General features: G+C 67.9%; 19 protein-coding genes. 17 read left to right on the top strand and 2 right to left on the bottom strand.

Translation table 11 applies throughout. From position 1 onward, the window contains the following. Positions 1 to 138: 138 nt before the first annotated feature. A complete protein-coding gene (locus ABZT02_RS09325; protein WP_356015851.1) occupies positions 139 to 648 on the top strand; it encodes a pyridoxamine 5'-phosphate oxidase family protein in 510 nt (169 codons plus the stop codon). A 40-nt stretch (positions 649 to 688) separates the two neighbouring features. Further along, entirely contained in the window at positions 689 to 1,123 is a 435-nt protein-coding gene (locus ABZT02_RS09320; RefSeq protein ID WP_356015849.1) for a VOC family protein, read from the top strand. Between the two features lie 59 nt (positions 1,124 to 1,182). Here the strand turns inward: ABZT02_RS09320 and ABZT02_RS09315 are convergent, their stop codons facing one another. Further along, positions 1,183 to 1,359, bottom strand: a complete 177-nt coding sequence (locus ABZT02_RS09315; protein ID WP_356015847.1) for a glutamine synthetase — start codon at positions 1,357 to 1,359, stop codon at positions 1,183 to 1,185. A gap of 471 nt (positions 1,360 to 1,830) precedes the next feature. Here ABZT02_RS09315 and ABZT02_RS09310 point away from each other — a divergent pair, with 471 nt between their 5' ends. From ABZT02_RS09310 to ABZT02_RS09300, 3 genes are all read left to right on the top strand, one after another. Further along, positions 1,831 to 4,122, top strand: a complete 2,292-nt coding sequence (locus ABZT02_RS09310) for a HEAT repeat domain-containing protein (protein ID WP_356015845.1) — start codon at positions 1,831 to 1,833, stop codon at positions 4,120 to 4,122. Positions 4,123 to 4,372: 250 nt separating this feature from the next. After that, complete coding sequence (locus ABZT02_RS09305; protein ID WP_356015843.1) at positions 4,373 to 5,608, top strand: helix-turn-helix domain-containing protein; 1,236 nt, start codon at positions 4,373 to 4,375, stop codon at positions 5,606 to 5,608. A gap of 59 nt (positions 5,609 to 5,667) precedes the next feature. Continuing rightward, entirely contained in the window at positions 5,668 to 6,168 is a 501-nt protein-coding gene (locus ABZT02_RS09300; protein ID WP_356015841.1) for a flavoprotein, read from the top strand. Positions 6,169 to 6,384: 216 nt separating this feature from the next. Here the strand turns inward: ABZT02_RS09300 and ABZT02_RS09295 are convergent, their stop codons facing one another. Further along, positions 6,385 to 6,780, bottom strand: a complete 396-nt coding sequence (locus tag ABZT02_RS09295) for a GntR family transcriptional regulator (RefSeq protein ID WP_356015838.1) — start codon at positions 6,778 to 6,780, stop codon at positions 6,385 to 6,387. A gap of 491 nt (positions 6,781 to 7,271) precedes the next feature. On the opposite strand from ABZT02_RS09295, the gene ABZT02_RS09290 reads away from it, so the two are divergent. The 12 genes from ABZT02_RS09290 to ABZT02_RS09235 all read left to right on the top strand — a co-directional run bounded on the left by ABZT02_RS09290 (position 7,272) and on the right by ABZT02_RS09235 (position 15,985). After that, positions 7,272 to 7,556: a hypothetical protein gene (locus ABZT02_RS09290; protein ID WP_356015836.1), complete on the top strand. Its 285-nt coding sequence runs from the start codon at positions 7,272 to 7,274 to the stop codon at positions 7,554 to 7,556. Then, the gene (locus tag ABZT02_RS09285; RefSeq protein WP_356015834.1) at positions 7,556 to 7,816 is read left to right on the top strand and encodes a hypothetical protein; all 261 of its coding nucleotides are present in this window, start codon (positions 7,556 to 7,558) and stop codon (positions 7,814 to 7,816) included. Before ABZT02_RS09290 ends, ABZT02_RS09285 begins: the two co-directional genes overlap by 1 nt. Positions 7,817 to 7,824: 8 nt before the next feature. Continuing rightward, positions 7,825 to 8,826: a DUF2637 domain-containing protein gene (locus ABZT02_RS09280; protein ID WP_356016327.1), complete on the top strand. Its 1,002-nt coding sequence runs from the start codon at positions 7,825 to 7,827 to the stop codon at positions 8,824 to 8,826. Then, entirely contained in the window at positions 8,823 to 9,473 is a 651-nt protein-coding gene (locus ABZT02_RS09275) for a GGDEF domain-containing protein (protein WP_356015832.1), read from the top strand. Before ABZT02_RS09280 ends, ABZT02_RS09275 begins: the two co-directional genes overlap by 4 nt. Continuing rightward, positions 9,473 to 9,886, top strand: coding sequence for an RRQRL motif-containing zinc-binding protein (locus ABZT02_RS09270; RefSeq protein WP_356015830.1), 414 nt, complete (start codon positions 9,473 to 9,475; stop codon positions 9,884 to 9,886). Before ABZT02_RS09275 ends, ABZT02_RS09270 begins: the two co-directional genes overlap by 1 nt. A gap of 2 nt (positions 9,887 to 9,888) precedes the next feature. Continuing rightward, complete coding sequence (locus tag ABZT02_RS09265; protein ID WP_356015828.1) at positions 9,889 to 10,056, top strand: pRL2-8; 168 nt, start codon at positions 9,889 to 9,891, stop codon at positions 10,054 to 10,056. Between the two features lie 129 nt (positions 10,057 to 10,185). Beyond that, positions 10,186 to 12,429 carry a cell division protein FtsK gene (locus ABZT02_RS09260; RefSeq protein WP_356015825.1) on the top strand — a complete coding sequence of 748 codons (2,244 nt, stop codon included), beginning with the start codon at positions 10,186 to 10,188 and terminating at the stop codon, positions 12,427 to 12,429. 141 nt (positions 12,430 to 12,570) lie between these two features. Beyond that, positions 12,571 to 12,846 (top strand): hypothetical protein, encoded by a 276-nt coding sequence (locus tag ABZT02_RS09255; RefSeq protein WP_356015823.1) that lies wholly within the window; start codon positions 12,571 to 12,573, stop codon positions 12,844 to 12,846. After that, a complete protein-coding gene (locus ABZT02_RS09250) occupies positions 12,843 to 13,037 on the top strand; it encodes a hypothetical protein (RefSeq protein ID WP_356015821.1) in 195 nt (64 codons plus the stop codon). The genes ABZT02_RS09255 and ABZT02_RS09250 overlap by 4 nt, the downstream gene beginning before the upstream one ends. 14 nt (positions 13,038 to 13,051) lie before the next feature. Then, positions 13,052 to 13,654: a hypothetical protein gene (locus ABZT02_RS09245; RefSeq protein ID WP_356015819.1), complete on the top strand. Its 603-nt coding sequence runs from the start codon at positions 13,052 to 13,054 to the stop codon at positions 13,652 to 13,654. Positions 13,655 to 13,741: 87 nt separating this feature from the next. Then, on the top strand, positions 13,742 to 15,022 hold the full coding sequence (locus ABZT02_RS09240; protein ID WP_356015818.1) for a DNA cytosine methyltransferase: 1,281 nt from the start codon (positions 13,742 to 13,744) through the stop codon (positions 15,020 to 15,022). A gap of 87 nt (positions 15,023 to 15,109) precedes the next feature. After that, a complete protein-coding gene (locus ABZT02_RS09235; RefSeq protein WP_356015816.1) occupies positions 15,110 to 15,985 on the top strand; it encodes a bifunctional DNA primase/polymerase in 876 nt (291 codons plus the stop codon).

Below are 15,985 nucleotides of genomic sequence, written 5' to 3'. Positions count from 1 at the left end.
AGGGCTCGGGCCGGGCGCGGCCCCGTCGTCGGGCAGATCGTCGTCCTCCCCGTATCCGGGGTACCCCTTGGGCAGACTGGAAGTGTCGAGCCGGACCGCCGCGGTGGCCCGGGTGTTTCCCGAGCCGGAGGCTTCGTGATGACCGAGAAGGAACCCGAGACCCACCTCGACCCGCGCTACAGCGACCCCGACGCGACGGCGCACTCCTGGGCCGACGCGAAGTCGCTGCTGGCCTCCGCCGAACTGTTCTGGATCTCGACGGTACGACCGGACGGGCGCCCGCACGTCACACCACTGCCGGGCGTGTGGGCGCACGACGCGCTGCACTTCTGCACCGGCCCCGAGGAGCGCAAGGCGAAGAACCTCGCGCACAACGCGCACGTGACGCTGACGACCGGCACCAACATCTGGGACAAGGGCTACGACCTGGTGGTGGAGGGCGAGGCGGTGCGGGTGTCCGACGACACGAGGCTGCGCGAGCTGGCCGCCGCGTGGGAGGCCAAGTACGGCGACTTCTGGCGCTTCGAGGTGCGGGACGGCTACTTCCACCACGGACCGGGACACGCTGTCGTCTATGCGGTGGCGCCACGCACGGTTTTCGGCTTCGGTAAGGGACAGCCGTTCAGCCAGACGCGGTGGCGCTTCTGAGGACGGCCCTCTGTACTGACGTCGACAAGGGAGTCACGCCATGGACATGAGCCTCGAAGTGATCATGCTGCCGGTCACGGACGTCGACCGTGCCAAGGAGTTCTACCGCGACAAGGTCGGATTCCACGTGGATCTGGACGGCGAGGTGATGGAGGGCGTCCGCATCTGCCAGCTGACCCCGCCCGGCTCGGGCTGTTCCATCGCCCTGGTCGACGGCCTCCAGATCCCGACGGGAGCACCGCAGCCCGGCACGTACCACGGCATGCAACTGTGTGTGACGGACGCGAAGGCGGCGTACGAGGAACTCACCTCCCGCGGCCTGGACGTGAGCGAACCGGTCCAGTTCGCCCCGCAGGACGGCGCCACCTTCATGTACTTCAAGGACCCGGACGGCAACGGCTGGGCGATCCAGGAGTACAAGCGGAGGGAGACCGAGCCGCTGCACCAGGTACTGGCACAGCAAGCGGCCCAGTAGGCCGCCTGCCGGGGGCGCGGGGAGCTGTGCGAACAACCCCGCGCCCCTACGGCGAAGTCCTACAGCACCGGCAGGTTCTTCCGCAGCTCGAAGGCCGTGACCTCGCTGCGGTACTCCTCCCACTCCGACTTCTTGTTGCGCAGGAAGTGACCGCGGCCCGACCGAGCCTCCTGCAGTGAACGTCGATGCAGCGTCCCGCCAAGATCAGACGGTGGTTGATGGTCGTCTTTGGTCACGGCAGGTTGCCGTTCGACGGCCCACAGACGGCCCCGCTTCAGCGCCGCAGCACAGCCACAGCGGCGCCGATCTCAGCAAGACATGTCGTCGTCCTCGTTGGCCTGAGGCCTGTCACGCTTGCACCACTTGCGAAGGGCCCAGGTTGCCACCGAGCTGACGAGCGTGGCGGCGAGCCCCCCAAGGAACTCCGGCACAGCAGACGAGACGACATGGCTACTCAGAGTGATGCAGTCCATGCCTGCAATGTTGTGGATGGGTATGGCCACCGTTGCTCTCCTCAACGCATTTACGAAAGCCGCCTACCTGCGTAGGCCTCTGAGGCGAGAATCGTGATGGGGCGGGGCGTCCCCAACGTTCGCTGGGGCGGCCTGGGACACATTGCTCCCCTTGGGAAGCTGAGCTGGGATGACATGCCCGTCCCCGCTCTGTCCCAGAGGCGCCCCTGGGACAGAGCGGGGACGGGTGCGGACGTGACACGACCAGCAGGTCCGGACGAGGGAGCCAGCAAGGCGCTGGGTCAGTTCTTGCAGCAACAGAGCCGAGCGGCCGGCCTGACCGCGCGAGAAATCGAAGAGCGCTTCCGGCTTCGCGCCGACCAGGAACAAGCGCAGATCGCGGGTGGGCAGGCCCCACCAGCCGATCCGGTGAGCAGTATGAACTTCTCCAAGTCCCACCTGGATCGACTATTCAAGGGCGCAACCTCCCCACCCTCCAAGCGTTTCGTCATGATGTTCCTGGAGATCACAAGCAGCGCTGCTGGTGTGAATTCTGCACATCACCAGCAACTTTGTCGCAAGGCGCACGATCTACTGAGCGCCCTTCACCAATACCGCAGGCATGCACGCATCAAGAACTCGACCGTGGCAACACCAGCCGTGCCTCCCGAAGCCGCTGTGGCCACTCTGCAACTCCAGGTAGAACTTGAGCGGGCCCACCGTTTTGAGGACAGACTCCGATGGGCATTGAGCGATTCCCAAATCCTAATGACCACTCTCCTTCAGATCATTAGCTCCCTGCGAGAAATCATTATCGAGCTGGACACCAAGCATACTCAGGCACTCCATCTAAATACCGAGTCACCAGTAGCTGGATCTACAGAGGATCTTCGGCTGCAAGCAGCGACACAGAAAGCCACTGCCGAATCTCAGTTGGCTCGCGTAAACGAACGCCGAATTCTTTTGGAGAGTCTCTGGGGGCAGGCACACGCCAACGTTCACAGCCTATCAAAACACCCTGATATCCCGAAGATCGAAACCCTCCCAACTGGTCCGGCTCTGCCACAGCTGGAGATTCTTTCAATGAATCTTTCGACGCATCCGGCACTTGATGATATTGCCGCCGCTCTAACCAAGGCAGAAAGAATCAATATTGCCGAAGACCGCAAAACCCACGAATGGCAGGAAAGTCTTGCTCCGGCCACTGATCTGGAGTCGGTCGACGAACAGGCGATTCTCCTTGCAGCCACAAGACTCAGTGACGATGCGGCCCGAATGATGGCCCTAGTTACGCTCACCAGGAGCTGGCCTGACAGCCCTACTACTCGTGACGTCCTGCTCCGGCTGAGCCGCGATGAGGAATCCGAGATTCGCAGGACTGCAACGCAGATTCTGGGCAAATACTGGTCCAGTGACGATTCAGCTCGGCAAGCTGTCATCGAAAGAATGCGTGACGTTGACTCTAAGGTCCAAGCTCTCGCAGTGTGGGTACTGACCGAGAACTGGCAAGGCGATGTCATCGCCCGTGACGCCGTGGTGGCACTAGCTCTCGACGGCTCTGAAGAAGCACGAGAAACTGCCGTTGAGGGCCTCGCAGAAGGATGGCCCGACGACGAGACGGTACGGGACGTTCTAGTGCGTCTCACATGTGACGAGGCAAGTCACTTGCGCCAAACGGCCGTCGAGATTCTATTGGAGAGGTGGCCAGGAGACGTCACCGCCCAAGAAACCCTCATCAATCTTCTCCAATCCGACGATGTCTCGATGCGAGAGGCTGCTGCGGCAAGCCTCTATGCCGGTTGGCCTGGAGAAGCATCAGTCACAGCCGCATTCCACGAGCTACAACACGACAGCGCTGCACTTATCCGCTGGATAGCTGAGCGTGCGCTGGCTCAAGAAGGGCAACCGCTGGAAAACCTTTCCGCCGAACAAAGAAACCGTGAGGACACCTTCCAAGCAGAGCAGCCCGCCAACACGACCGAGCACGGCACGCTGATCGGATCACGCGTTCCATACGATTTTAGTACCGAGCGACCCCTCGAAGCCGTCTGGGCGCTCCGTAGGGTTATGAGTTTCGATCCTGGCATCAACGTAATATCGGGCGCAAATGCATCAGGAAAGACGATTCTAATGATGGCCCTAGCCCTTAAGGTAGGAGCTACGGAGTGGCGGAAACTCGTGGGCCATTACGCCCCTAGGCTTGCCCGGGAAATCGCAGAGCACCTGGAATTACTCTGGAACGGCGAGCCGGTATTGGAGTGTTTTTATCTCAACATAAATTCCCCCGAAAGGGAAAGAGTCGCCCTACTAGAGGATGCTTTGAGCACGAGAAGCAAGTATCGCCTCTACCTGCTCGACGAGCCGTTGGGAGCGTATGACCTAGACAGCACTAAAGCGATCACGGCAAAAATGGAAGAAATCGCCAAGCAGGGATCGCAATTCATCATATCAACCGCAAATGCCAAGCGCTATACGTTCGTCGGGGCAAAGCAAATCCGTCTTGGAAGGCACCGAATTCGCGAGCGCGGAACATTCCTAAGCTGGTAGTGAAAGAGTCAGCCAAATGTAGTGAGGGTGCCAGTACTGACGATGTTGAGAGGCCGCTCCGACCCTGCCCAAACCGGCACGACGCAGTCGCGTTCGAAACGAGCCCCGAGGAACCCGGACACTGTGTCCGGGTTCCTCGGGGCTCGACACTTGACTCTAGTTCTGACCCTGCGCTGCCCGATGTCAGCTACCAGCATCTCCATTGCCTCGGTACCGTGAAGCAGCGCCAACCAGTAGGAGGCGGCATTTTATGCATGGTCTTGGAGATCACCTCAGCATCGGTGAGCGCATCGCGTTCTACCGGAAGCGTCGCGGCTACACGCAAGAGGTGCTCGCCGGTCTGGTCGGGCGTAGTACCGACTGGTTGGCGAAGATCGAAACGGGACGCCGGAAGCCTCCGCGGATCGACATGCTCGCGGAGCTGTCGCGCATCCTGCGTGTGCCCCTCGGGGACCTGCTGGGTCAGACGGTGCTCATGGAGGACGAGAAGCAGCAGGATGACGTTCCGGCGGTACGCGATGCGCTCATGAGCCCGCGACGGCTCTCTCGTCTGCTCTTCGGCCCCGAGGCTGAAGTGCAGCTCCCCACGCCGGCACCCGTTGCCGTGCGTGTGGAGCAAGCATGGAACGACTACCAGGCTGGGCGGCTCGGCAGCGTCATTGCCGCCCTTCCCGCGCTCCTCCAGACCGCCCAGGAGCTGGAGGAGCGAGCTGCACGGCGCAGCGAGGACTGTAGCGATTGCTGGGCAGTGTCGGCCCGTACTCACCACCTCGCAGCAACGACCCTCGCGAAAATCGGCGAATCGGATATCTCATGGCTCGCTGCCGAACGCGCGATGCGTGCCGCAGATGAGTCTGAGGACCCGCTCGTATTGGCGTCCGCCGCCCGGTCCGGCACGCACGCCCTGTTGGCCAACGGGCGGTACGACGACGCGTTGGAGCTGGGCAACACGGCCGCCGCATGGCTCTCGTCTCAGGTGACCGACAACGACCCTGCCGCGCTGAGTCTGCTGGGAATGATCCACCTACGAGCCGCTGTCGCGGCGGCTCGCCACCAGGACCGGCCCACCGCTGCTGGCCTGCTGGACCGAGCCGAAGAACTCGCGAATGATCTCGGCTCGGATTCGAATTACTGGCAGACCGGCTTCGGGCCCACGAACGTGCTGCTTCACCGTCTGTCTGTTGAGCTGGACCTCGACAACGTGTCGTACGTGGTGGAACACGGCCGGATCAACGTCGACCACATGCCTCAGGAACGCAGCGTGTCGCACCGCATCGACTTCGCACGCGCTCTCTCGCTCAACGGTCAGGGCGATGAAGCATTCATGGAACTCCGCACGGCCGAACGCACGTCGCCGCAGCTCGTACGCAACAATCCGAGGGTTCGCGAGACGCTGCGGGATCTGATCAAGCAATCACCGGTTACCGGCGGCTCGCGATCATCCGAGGTGTTCGTGATGGCCCAAAGGTGCAGGGCGGTGCAGTGAGTTCAGGCAAGCGTGGGGTGCTCGGAGTCGTCGGGTCGGCGGCAGGAGGCGTAGAGGCGTTGCGCACCGGCCTGGTTGAGCCCGCGATGGGGCGCGGTTGGCAGGTGGCGGTCACTCTGACACCGACCGCTGGTCAGTGGCTACGGATGAGCGGCGAGGTCGAGAAACTGGAGAAAGTCACCGGTCTACCCGTGCGCGATGAACCCCGCCTTCCTGGCGAGGCACGACAGCACCCGCCGGTTGACTGCTATGTGGTGGCCCCCGCGTCGGCCAACATGGTGGCCAAGCTCGCCGCAGGCCTGATGGACAACCAGGCGCTCACGCAGGTGGGCGAGGCGATCGGCACCCTCGGGTTGCCCGTCGTCGTCTTTCCGCGGGTGAACGCGGCGCACGCCCGCCACCCGGCATGGCAGAACCATATCGACACCCTCCGGGCGGGAGGCGTGCGCATCGTCTACGGCCCGGAGGTGTGGCCTCTGTACGAACCGCGCGAGGCGCCGGCAGGGCGCGAACTGCCCTGGGAGGAAGTGCTGAATGCCGTGGACGAAGCGACTCGATGACGAGTCGTCAACTGCCCTGACCTGCAGGGAAAGAGGACCCGGACACTCTGTCCGGGTCCTCTGCCGTTCTGGGCTACATGCTCATTGGCATGCCAAGGATCAATGAGCGAAGCGGCGAGCTGGAATGCATGACTCCTGCTGAACTCGCTTTGATCAAAGCGAGTTTGAGGGACGCACGCCTCAAGGCCGAACGACTGTTGAGGCGTGCGGACGAACTCACGGCGACGGTGGAGTCTCGCTACCCACAAGCCGCTCAAGCCGGTCAAGCCGCTCCCCGAGCAACCGGAGAGCGTCATGAATCGTGCTGAGCTCTGCAGCCAGGGCCGCGAAAGCAGGGCTGCTGCCCGGCTCGGTGCCGAGGGGTGCCGCAGGGTCGCGGACGAACGTCCCGCGCCCCTGCTGAGTGAGGATCAACCCCTCATCACGGAGTTGGCCGTACGCGCTCTGAACCGTCATGAGCTGCACGCCAAGATCCTTGGCAAGCGCGCGAGCTGCCGGGAGCCGGTCCCCTGCGTCGTACTCGCGATCGGGGCCCGTGATCTTCTCGCGGAACTGCGCCGCAATCTCCTTGGCCGTCGGCGTGGGCTTGGGCACTTCGGGGCTCTGATCCATGCCCCCGAGAGTAACCGGACCTAGGTCAATCTCATGTCGCTCAACCGCACCCTCTTGACAGTCAGATTGACCTAGGTCAATCTGAAGTCATCGCCCAACGCGAGGCCCGGAAGGGCTTCAACGGCCATGTCAGTGCCCGGAAGCAAGGCCCGGATTCAGCACTGCGAAGAACTCAACAGAGTGCCGACCCAGCCACCTGAACACGGGTGGTCGATGGGTGCGGGTCACCACCCCGACCGCCCATGTCGGGCCGGGTGACCTGCCCCGATCCGCCCTCTGGGCGGAGACGGCATCGCGTGATCTGACAAGCGCAGCACCTTCGCGAGGGCCCTGCCCTCGCCAGCCCCGACGGTCTTCGGATCAGGTTCGACTCCTGATCGGGGCGCTACCCCGCCGCGCTCTGCGGCCCCGGGCCCCCTGGAGCAGTCGCCGTCTCACCAACACGCCTGCGGCTGCTCCGGCTCTCCGTCCCTCCCCTTTCAGGAGCTTTCATGCGTGCGTACATCGGTCGCCAACAGGCCGTCTCTGCCGAGGACTTCGCCGAACTCGCCTTGGGCACCCCCATCGAGCTGTGGCTCGGGGTCGAGGGCGAGAGCGAGGAAGAGCGTGCGGCCCGCGAGGACGCGGCGCGCGACATCCTCGCCGACAACCCCGACCTTCCCGACGACCTGATCCGCATCGCCGCTCAGGTCATCGAGGACAACCGGGACCTGTTCGACGTCATCCCCTTCACCCGCCCCACCCGCCGCCGTCCGGCTCGCAAGGAGGTGGCGTGATGGGACTGCGAGACCGCCTCCAAGAGGCTGCGTACCGGACCATGACGAATAACGACGGCTCGCCCGCCTCCGCGCGGCGCGCAACGCAGGTCGCCTCCGTGGTCGCGCACGCCGCAGCCCAGCACGGACACGTCGGAACGGCAGCCACCGTCGCGGGGCTTGGAGCCGCCGCGGTCGCTGCCGAGGGAGCGTTGAGCAACTACGTCTACCCTCACGGCGAGTACGCCTCCTTCCACGACGACCGGAAGGGGCGCCGGTGATGGCCACCATGGCTTCCACACAGGACCGTCGGGCGGTGCCGCCCCTGACCCGTCCGGAGCTGGGACTTGCCGGAGTCGGCGCGTTCGCCGCGGCCGCAGTCGGCGCGCTGGGTTTGATCTCCTCTTTCGATGCCGTCTCGGCTGCCGCGCTGCGGTGGGGGTTCTCCTCGCCGTGGATGCTGCCGGTCGGTATCGACGTGGCTATCCCGGTGTTCACCGTGGCCAACCTGCTGCTGATCCGTATGGATATGGCGTTGGCCTGGGTGCGGTTCGTGCCTTGGGTGCTCACCCTGATCACGTGCGGTCTGAACGTCGCGGCCGGACAGGACCTGTGGGCGAAGGTCGCGCACGGCACCATGCCGCTGCTGTGGGTGGTGTTTTCCGAGATCGGCGCGCACATCTACGCCGTCCGGATCGGCGCGGCAACCGGCCGCCGCATGGAGAAGATCCGCTTTTCTCGCTGGCTGCTCGCCCCCGTGTCGACGTTCGCGCTGTGGCGGTGCATGACGCTGTGGGAGGTCACCTCCTACAACCACGCGCTGACGTTGGAGCGGGAGCGGCTGTTGGCCCGCGCGGATCTGCGCGAGCGCTACGGCCGCGGCTGGCGCCGTGAGACACCGCGCCGCGAACGGGTCCTGCTGCGCATGGGGGAACTCGCCCCGGCCGCCGCAGACTTGGGGCCCGAGCCGACGCCGGATCCGGAGCCCGCCAAGCAGGAGCCGAAGCAGGAGGCGCCCAAGCCGCGCAAGCGGCCGGTCAAGGGCAAGCCCACCGCCCCGCAGCGCACGCCGGCCGAACTGCTCGCTGAGGCGCGCACGGTCACGGCCGACTGGCCGGACAGCCAGATCAACGGCGAGGCGCTGCGCAAGGCGCTGCACTGCGGCTCGGCTCCGGCCCGGCAGGTGCGTGACGCGCTGCTCGCTGAGCGGGCCGTCGGCCACGCCCTGCACCCCGTCAACAACGCCGACGCCCCGGCGTCCGGCGACGATGCCGAGGGGGTGGCGGCATGAGCACCCTGGCCACGGCCCTGCTGTCCGCGCTGCCGCTCGCCGCTGGGTGGGCGGGGCATGTGTGGTGGCTGCGCGGCTGCCTGAGCACCGCCCGGCGTGACCCGCTCACCGGGTTACGCACCCGCGACGGGTTCACTCGCCGCGCCACGGCCCTGCTCAAGGACCCGCGTGCGGTGGTGGTGCTGGCCGACGTCGACAGGTTCAAGCAGATCAACGACACCTACGGGCATGCGGCCGGGGATGCGCTGTTGAAGGCGACCGCCGACCGGCTCGCCCGCCACGTCGGCCCGTCCGGGGTGGCCGGGCGGCTGGGGGGCGATGAGTTCGCCGCCGTCCTCATCGATGACCACGGCACCGCGGCCGACCTGCTCGCCGTGCTGCACCGCACGCTGGCCCGGCCCGTCGACGGCCAGGACCCGCACGTGCGCACCACGGTCTCGCTCGGCTGGGTGCGCGCCGCGGACTTCCCCGCCGACGACCTGTCCGGGCTGCTGCGGCGCGCGGATGAGGCGATGTACGCGGCCAAGCAGGCCCGTGCCGGAACCCGTCGTGCAGGGCTCGGCTGGTTGTTCGCCACCGTCACCGGCCGCCGCGCCGGACGCACCGGCGCCCGCACCGATGCGCCGGTCGTGGGGGTGGCTGCCTGATGGCCGCCTACGCCAAGTGCTACGACCCGTCCGGCGCCCGGTTCGGGGTGCCCACGTTCCCCTGGCAGTTCGCCCCGGACGGCTACGCCACCCGCCGCCAGTTACGCGCCCGCGGCCTGCGCCCCGGGGGTCAGCCGGTCGCCGCACAGGTGATGCGTCACCACCGGGGCCGCAGGGGCGGGGTGCAGGTCGCCTACCTCTACCGCCTCGACCTGGCCAAGCCGGTCCGGCCGATGACCTCCCGCAGGTGTGGGGCGCTCGCGCTGGCGATGCTCGCCCGCCGCACCTGCCCCAAGTGCCGGGTCGTCTACAGCTACTGCCTGCCGACCTCGCTCGGCATGTGCGTGCTGTGCGCCTATCCCGACACCCCCACCACTCCGGGCGCCAACCGGCCGTCCCTCGGGAGGGATTGACCATGGCCTCCAAAACACCCCCGGGTCAGTGCCCGCAGTGCTGGGAGCACGCCCACAACCGGCGCATCCACCGCCACCTGAAGCCGCGCGAGGACTGCCCGCAGTGCGTTGACCACATGGTCAACGGCTGCCCCTACCTCGTGCCCAAGAAGAAGTCGAGCTGGTGGTAACCGGGCCGCCGCCCGGCTCGCACGCCTCTGTCTGATCCCCCGCAACGACCGGCGGGGCCGGTCCGCACACCTCCTACAGCGACGGACCGACCCCGCTCTCCCTCACACCCGAAAGTGGAAGGAACCTCAGTGAAGCACCCCGACGACGACAACGAACTCTTCAACCGACTCGAAGCAGAGATGAGCGCCGACTCCCGCCCCGACTTTGGGGGCGAGGTAGTCGACCTCGACAAGGCGCGGTCGGCCCGTACCGAGTCGGGCGACCCGACCACCCGACCGGGCGCCGACCGGTCGGCCGACTCCGACGCCGGTCGGTCGGGTGACGAGTCGGGCGACCCGACCGCCTTCCGGTTGGTCGACGACCCGGCCGTGAAGTCGGCCGGTCCGGGCTACCTCGGTCGCCTCGCCGCGGCCAAGCGGCGGGACGTCATCCCGCTGTGGCTGCGCTCGCCGGCCGAACTGAAGACCGCGACCGCGTGGGTGGCCCGCCACTACGCCCACACGGCCGGGTATCACGCGCTGCGCTCGCCGGTGTATGCCGCCCGCTTCACCATGCAGGCCCCCATCGGGCTGGCCCGGTTCGTGGGCGGCACCATGCGGTGGATGGCCGACCGCGAGGGCGAACCGGTCCGCCTCGCCGCCGTGCGCCGCGAGGACGCTGCCGAGTACCTGAAACTGTCCCGGCAGCGCGACGGCCGGGTCCGACTGCGCACCCTCGTGACCGTGCTGGGCATGTTCATCGGCCTCGGTCTGGCTCTGGCGATTTACATCCTGGCCCCCGACTGGCTTCAGGCCCTGTCGGTCGGCGCCCTGGTGCTGGCGCTGGGCATCAACGGCCGCAAGGCCGACCAGCCCGTCATTCACCGGGCGGTCGAGGTGCCCAAGGCGTCCAAGCTCACCAGTGACATCGTGCTGCGGGCGCTGGGGGCAATCGGCATTCCCGCGATCAACCAGGCGCAGGCCAAGGGCCGGGACGGCTTCGAGTTCACCGCCCCCATCACCCGCGACGGTCCCGGCTGGCGTGCGGAGGGCAACCTGCCCTTCGGCGTGACCGTCACCGACGTCATCGAGAAGCGCGAGCGTCTCGCCTCGGGTCTGCGCCGGCCGCTGGGCTGTGTGTGGCCTGAAGCCGAGTCGGAGGAACACCCCGGGCACCTCGTGCTGTGGGTCGGTGACCAGACGCTGAAGTCGGCGCCCAAGCCCGCATGGCCGCTGCTGAAGTCCGGCACGGTGGACCTGTTCAAGGCCATCCCGTACGGCACCGACCAGCGCGGACGCTGGGTTGAGGTCACGCTCATGTTCATCGCCGGAGTCATCGGTGCGATTCCCCGCATGGGCAAAACCTTCCTGCTCCGGCTGCTGCTGCTCATCGCCGCACTCGATCCGCGGGCGGAGCTGCACACCTACGACATGAAGGGCACCGGCGACCTCGACACCGTCGGTGAGGCGGTCTCCCACCGGCACGGCGTCGGCGAGGAAATCGAGACGATCCTGTACGTGCTGAACGACTTCCGCGCCCTGCGTGAGGAGTTGCGGCGCCGTACCAAGGTGATCCGCTCGCTGCCCCGGGACATCTGCCCCGAGTCCAAGGTGACCAGCGCTCTCGCGGACAAGCGCTCCCTGGGGTTGCACCCGATCGTGATCGGGGTGGATGAGTGCCAGGTGCTGTTCGAGCACGCCGAACACGGCAAGGAGTTCGAGGAGATCGCCACCGACCTGGTCAAGCGCGGCCCCGCCACCGGGATCGTGCTGCTGCTGGCCACCCAGCGGCCCGACGCCAAGTCACTGCCCACCGGCATCTCCGCGAACGCCAGTACCCGCTTCTGCCTGAAGGTCATGGGCCAGACGGAGAACGACATGGTGCTGGGCACGTCCAGCTACAAGCGCGGGGTACGGGCGACCATGTTCGCCTGGGGTGACAAGGGCCTGCACTACTTCGTGGGCGAGGGCTCCGACGCCCGGATCGTCTCCAGCACGTTCCTGGACGCGCCCATGGCCGAACGCGTCGCCACCCGCGCCCGCACCATGCGCGAGAAGGCCGGACTCCTGTCCGGCTACGCCCTCGGAGAGGCCCCCGAGGCGGTCACCGGCCCCGCCTACGACCTGCTCGCCGACGTCGTCGCGGTGGTGCCGGAAGCAGAGGAGCGGGTGTGGAACGAGCGGATCGCCGCCCGCCTCGCCGAACTCCGCCCCGACGTCTACGGCGGGTGGAAGGGCGAGAACGTCACCTCCGCGCTCAAGCCGCACGGCATCAAGACCCGCGACGTGGCGGGCACGACCGAGGACGGCACCCGCACCACCCGCCGCGGTATCGCCCGCGCCGACCTCGCCAAGGCGATTGCGGAGCGTAGCGAAAGGCCGGGCGCGGCATAGCCCCGACAGGGTGCTACCGGTAGCAGCTACACCTGCTACCGGTAGCACCCCCGCTAGCACCCCAAACCGCATCCCATCTGCGATCTAGCGGATAGCACCCCACCTGCGGAAACCCCTGAAAACCGCCCGGAAGGGCCCTCGATGACCCTCATCCTCGTTGCTATCGCCTGCCTGCTCGCCGTCACGATCGGTTACAGCGGACTGTGTGCGGCCTCGCCGTTCGGCGACTGCCGCCGCTGCCACGGCATGGGCCACCAGATCAAGCACGACCGCAAGGGACGGCTCAAGCGCGGCAAGGACTGCCGCCGCTGCCACGCCACCGGCAAGCGCATCCGCGTCGGCCGCTGGCTCTACAACCGCTGGGCCCGCATCTACCGCGCGGGCACCGACACCCCCCGCCCGGAAGGCTCCCGATGATTCTCAGCGTCTCCGCCGTGCTGCTGTTCGGCGCCGCCTCCGCCCTCGCCGTCAAGACCAAGTCCGCCGGGGGCAGCGCCGCCATCGTGCTGTTCCTGTTCGGGTTCTTCGCGGCCGGGACCGGCGCGTACGAGCCCATCCACAACCTCGTGCAGGCGTCCGCCGACGCCCTGTCCGCCCTCGGCAACTGAGAGGAGACACCCTCGTGAACGAGCCCATCGTCGCCCGTCACTGGCTCGCCATCGCCGCCCCCAAGGCCGCGCCCGCCATCGCCACCACGACCGTGCTCGCGCTGGCCCGGATCTGGAACGCCAACGGCGCCGAACACTCCGTCGGCAACGCCGTCCTGATGGGCGCCCTTTCCCTGGGAGCCGCCGCCGCGGGCCTGGTCGCGGGCAACAGCACCGGCGACTCCGTTCTGGTGGGCACCGCGTTCGCCGCCTCTGGCGCGCTCGCGTTCGCGGGCGTCGCCGGATACGCCGACGGCATGCCGCTGCCGCTGCTGCTGTGGTCCCTGGCCACCACCGGCGCCTACGCACTGGCCGCCCGCTACTGGCGCACCGACCGCCGCGAAACCGTCGCCCACCAGCGGGACATCACCGACCGGCGCGAGGAACGCGCCCACATCGAACGCGTCGAAACCCTCCGCGCCACCACCCAGGTTGAGGTGGCCCGCGCCGGCGGGGCCTACGCCGAATCCCTCGCACAGGCACTCGTAACCCGCGCCACACTGCCCGGCTTCGACCCCATCGCCCTTGAGCGCACGGGCCTGCCCACGCTGCCGCCCGGCGCCGCCGACGCCCTGTAACTACGCCCGAGGCGGGCGCCGTCTCACCACAAGCCTGCGCCCGCCCCGGTCCTCCAGTCCCTCCAAGAGAGCAGGAGAACCCCCAGCATGCCCCATCCCCCCGCCGTGCCGCCGGAGGGCGGCAACATCAGCCTGTGCACCGGGTCCGGCGCCCTCGACCAGGCCGTGGAGGCCGTCACCGGTCTGCCCACCGTCCTGGTCGGCGAGAAGGACCCGGCCGCCTCCCGGCTGCTCGCCGCCCGCCTGCCCGACGTGCCCAACCTCGGCGACATCAAGAGCGTCGACTGGCCCGCGCTCGCCGCCGAAATCGCGCGTCCGGCGGCGCTGACCGCCGGGTTTCCCTGCCAGGACATCTCCAATGCCGGACCTCGGGGAGGGATCGCCGGTGACCGCTCCGGACTCTGGAAAACCATCGCCCACGGAGCCATTCGCCACCTTCGACCCCGACTCGTCTTCCTGGAGAACGTCGCCGCCCTCCGCTCCCGCGGGCTCGATGTCGTCGCCGCCGACCTGGCCGCGCTCGGGTACGACGCGCGGTGGATGTGCCTACGCGCTTCAGATCCCGAAGTGGGAGCCTGCCACCGACGCGACCGGTGGTTCGCCGTCGCGTATCCCGCTGCTGAAGACCCCCACCTCCCAGCTCGGCAGAAACGGCGGACCGCAGCACCCGGACAAGCGCAAGGCGGGCGGGCACGGGCCCACGCTGGAGGACGAAGTGGTCTTCTTGCTGCCCCCGACCGAGGGCTGAGGCTGCTGCCCACCCCGGCCGCCGCCGACGGCACCGGCGGCCCCGGCACCTCCCCCAAACGGCGCGGCGGGATGAACCTGCGCACCGCCGTCACCCTGCTTCCCACCCCCGCCGCCCGCGACTGGAAGTCCGGCGCCTCCAACCTGCTCGGCACCAGCTCACGCCCGCTCAACGAGGTGGTCGTCAACCTGCTGCCCACGCCCAAGGCGTCGGACGGCCCACACGGCGGACCCAACCAGCGCGACAGCGCCGGCAACTACTACCTGCCCGGCCAGGCCGTCCGCCTGGACGGGCGCTGGGTGGCCACCAACGGCACCGACTACGGCCCCGCCATCCACCGCTGGGAAACCGTCCTCGGGCGCCCCGCGCCGGAACCGACCGAACCGGGCACCAAGGGCAACCGCCGGCTGTCCCCGGCATTCGTGGAATGGATGATGGGCGCCGATCCCGGCTGGGTCACCGGCCCCGACCTGAGCCTGTCCCGCTCCGACCAGCTCAAGATCCTCGGCAACGGCGTCGTCATCCACCAGGCCATCCACGCCTACCGCGCGCTGCTCGCCGCCGACGCGTCCATGGTTGCGGACCCGGTCCCGGCCCAACTCGCCCTCGACATCGCCTGAATACGCCCGGGGCGGGCGCCGTCTCACCACCAGCCTGCGCCCGCCCCGGTCCTCCAGTCCCTCCAAGAGAGCAGGAGAACCACCAGCATGACCCAACGAGCGTCAATCGGTGAGGGCCGTCCGGCCCAAACCACCCCTTTGTGCACCGCGCTGGAACTCGCCTCCGCCGGCGTGCCGGTGCTGCCCCTACGACAGGGGAAGGTGCCGTTCGGGAACTGCCGCGCGTGTGCCAAGAACGCCTGCGGCGGTCGGCCGAACATGAAGAACGCGGGCCCCTGCCAGTGCCCCGGCATCTGCCACGCATGGGCCGCCGCCACCACCGACCGCGCCGCCATCACCTCCCCGGCATGGGCCCCGGCGTGGCGTCAGGCCGTCTGCGTCGGCTACCACCCCGGCGGCGCCGGGCTCACCGTGCTCGACCTCGACAACCCGGCGGCCATCACCTGGGCACACCAGACGCTGCCCGCCACCCGCACCGTGCCCACCACGCGCGGCCAGCACTGGATCTACCAGGGCGTCATGCCCTCACACAACGCCGTGCGGTCCGGCGTGGACATCAAGTCCGCCATGGCGTACGCCCGTTGGCTCGGTCCCGGCACCGGCGTCATGATCGCCCTGCCGGAGGCCGTGCGCGCGCTGGCCGTGAAGAAACCCCCGGCCCGGCCGTTGCCGCAGACCCTCACCGTGCCCGCCGGGGGCGCGGGTGGGGTGTGCCGCCACCGCACGCCCGCCTACCTGGAACGCGGGATCACCATGGCGGAGCAGCGCATTACCGCGGCCCGCAGCGCGATCCACACCACGGTCTACCGCACGTTCCTCGCCGTGCTGGCCGCGCACGGCGGGTGCGGCTGCCTCACCGACGCCGACATCGCGCGCCTGTTCAACGCCGCGCAGGCCAAGGGCGAAACGGTCCGGCACTGCACCGACGCGTGGACCAACGCCCGCACCAGGTTGGGACTCTAG

The organism is Streptomyces sp. NPDC005402, assembly GCF_040606575.1.
Lineage (GTDB): Bacteria > Actinomycetota > Actinomycetes > Streptomycetales > Streptomycetaceae > Streptomyces.
This window is presented reverse-complemented; position numbering and strand designations above follow the sequence as displayed.

Coding starts and splice junctions, on each gene's coding strand:
- ABZT02_RS09325 (WP_356015851.1), top strand. CDS start 139: ATGACCGAGAAGGAACCCGAGACCCACCTCGACCCGCGCTACAGCGAC.
- ABZT02_RS09320 (WP_356015849.1), top strand. CDS start 689: ATGGACATGAGCCTCGAAGTGATCATGCTGCCGGTCACGGACGTCGAC.
- ABZT02_RS09305 (WP_356015843.1), top strand. CDS start 4,373: ATGCATGGTCTTGGAGATCACCTCAGCATCGGTGAGCGCATCGCGTTC.
- ABZT02_RS09295 (WP_356015838.1), bottom strand. CDS start 6,780: ATGGATCAGAGCCCCGAAGTGCCCAAGCCCACGCCGACGGCCAAGGAG.
- ABZT02_RS09290 (WP_356015836.1), top strand. CDS start 7,272: ATGCGTGCGTACATCGGTCGCCAACAGGCCGTCTCTGCCGAGGACTTC.
- ABZT02_RS09285 (WP_356015834.1), top strand. CDS start 7,556: ATGGGACTGCGAGACCGCCTCCAAGAGGCTGCGTACCGGACCATGACG.
- ABZT02_RS09280 (WP_356016327.1), top strand. CDS start 7,825: ATGGCTTCCACACAGGACCGTCGGGCGGTGCCGCCCCTGACCCGTCCG.
- ABZT02_RS09275 (WP_356015832.1), top strand. CDS start 8,823: ATGAGCACCCTGGCCACGGCCCTGCTGTCCGCGCTGCCGCTCGCCGCT.
- ABZT02_RS09270 (WP_356015830.1), top strand. CDS start 9,473: ATGGCCGCCTACGCCAAGTGCTACGACCCGTCCGGCGCCCGGTTCGGG.
- ABZT02_RS09265 (WP_356015828.1), top strand. CDS start 9,889: ATGGCCTCCAAAACACCCCCGGGTCAGTGCCCGCAGTGCTGGGAGCAC.
- ABZT02_RS09255 (WP_356015823.1), top strand. CDS start 12,571: ATGACCCTCATCCTCGTTGCTATCGCCTGCCTGCTCGCCGTCACGATC.
- ABZT02_RS09250 (WP_356015821.1), top strand. CDS start 12,843: ATGATTCTCAGCGTCTCCGCCGTGCTGCTGTTCGGCGCCGCCTCCGCC.
- ABZT02_RS09240 (WP_356015818.1), top strand. CDS start 13,742: ATGCCCCATCCCCCCGCCGTGCCGCCGGAGGGCGGCAACATCAGCCTG.
- ABZT02_RS09235 (WP_356015816.1), top strand. CDS start 15,110: ATGACCCAACGAGCGTCAATCGGTGAGGGCCGTCCGGCCCAAACCACC.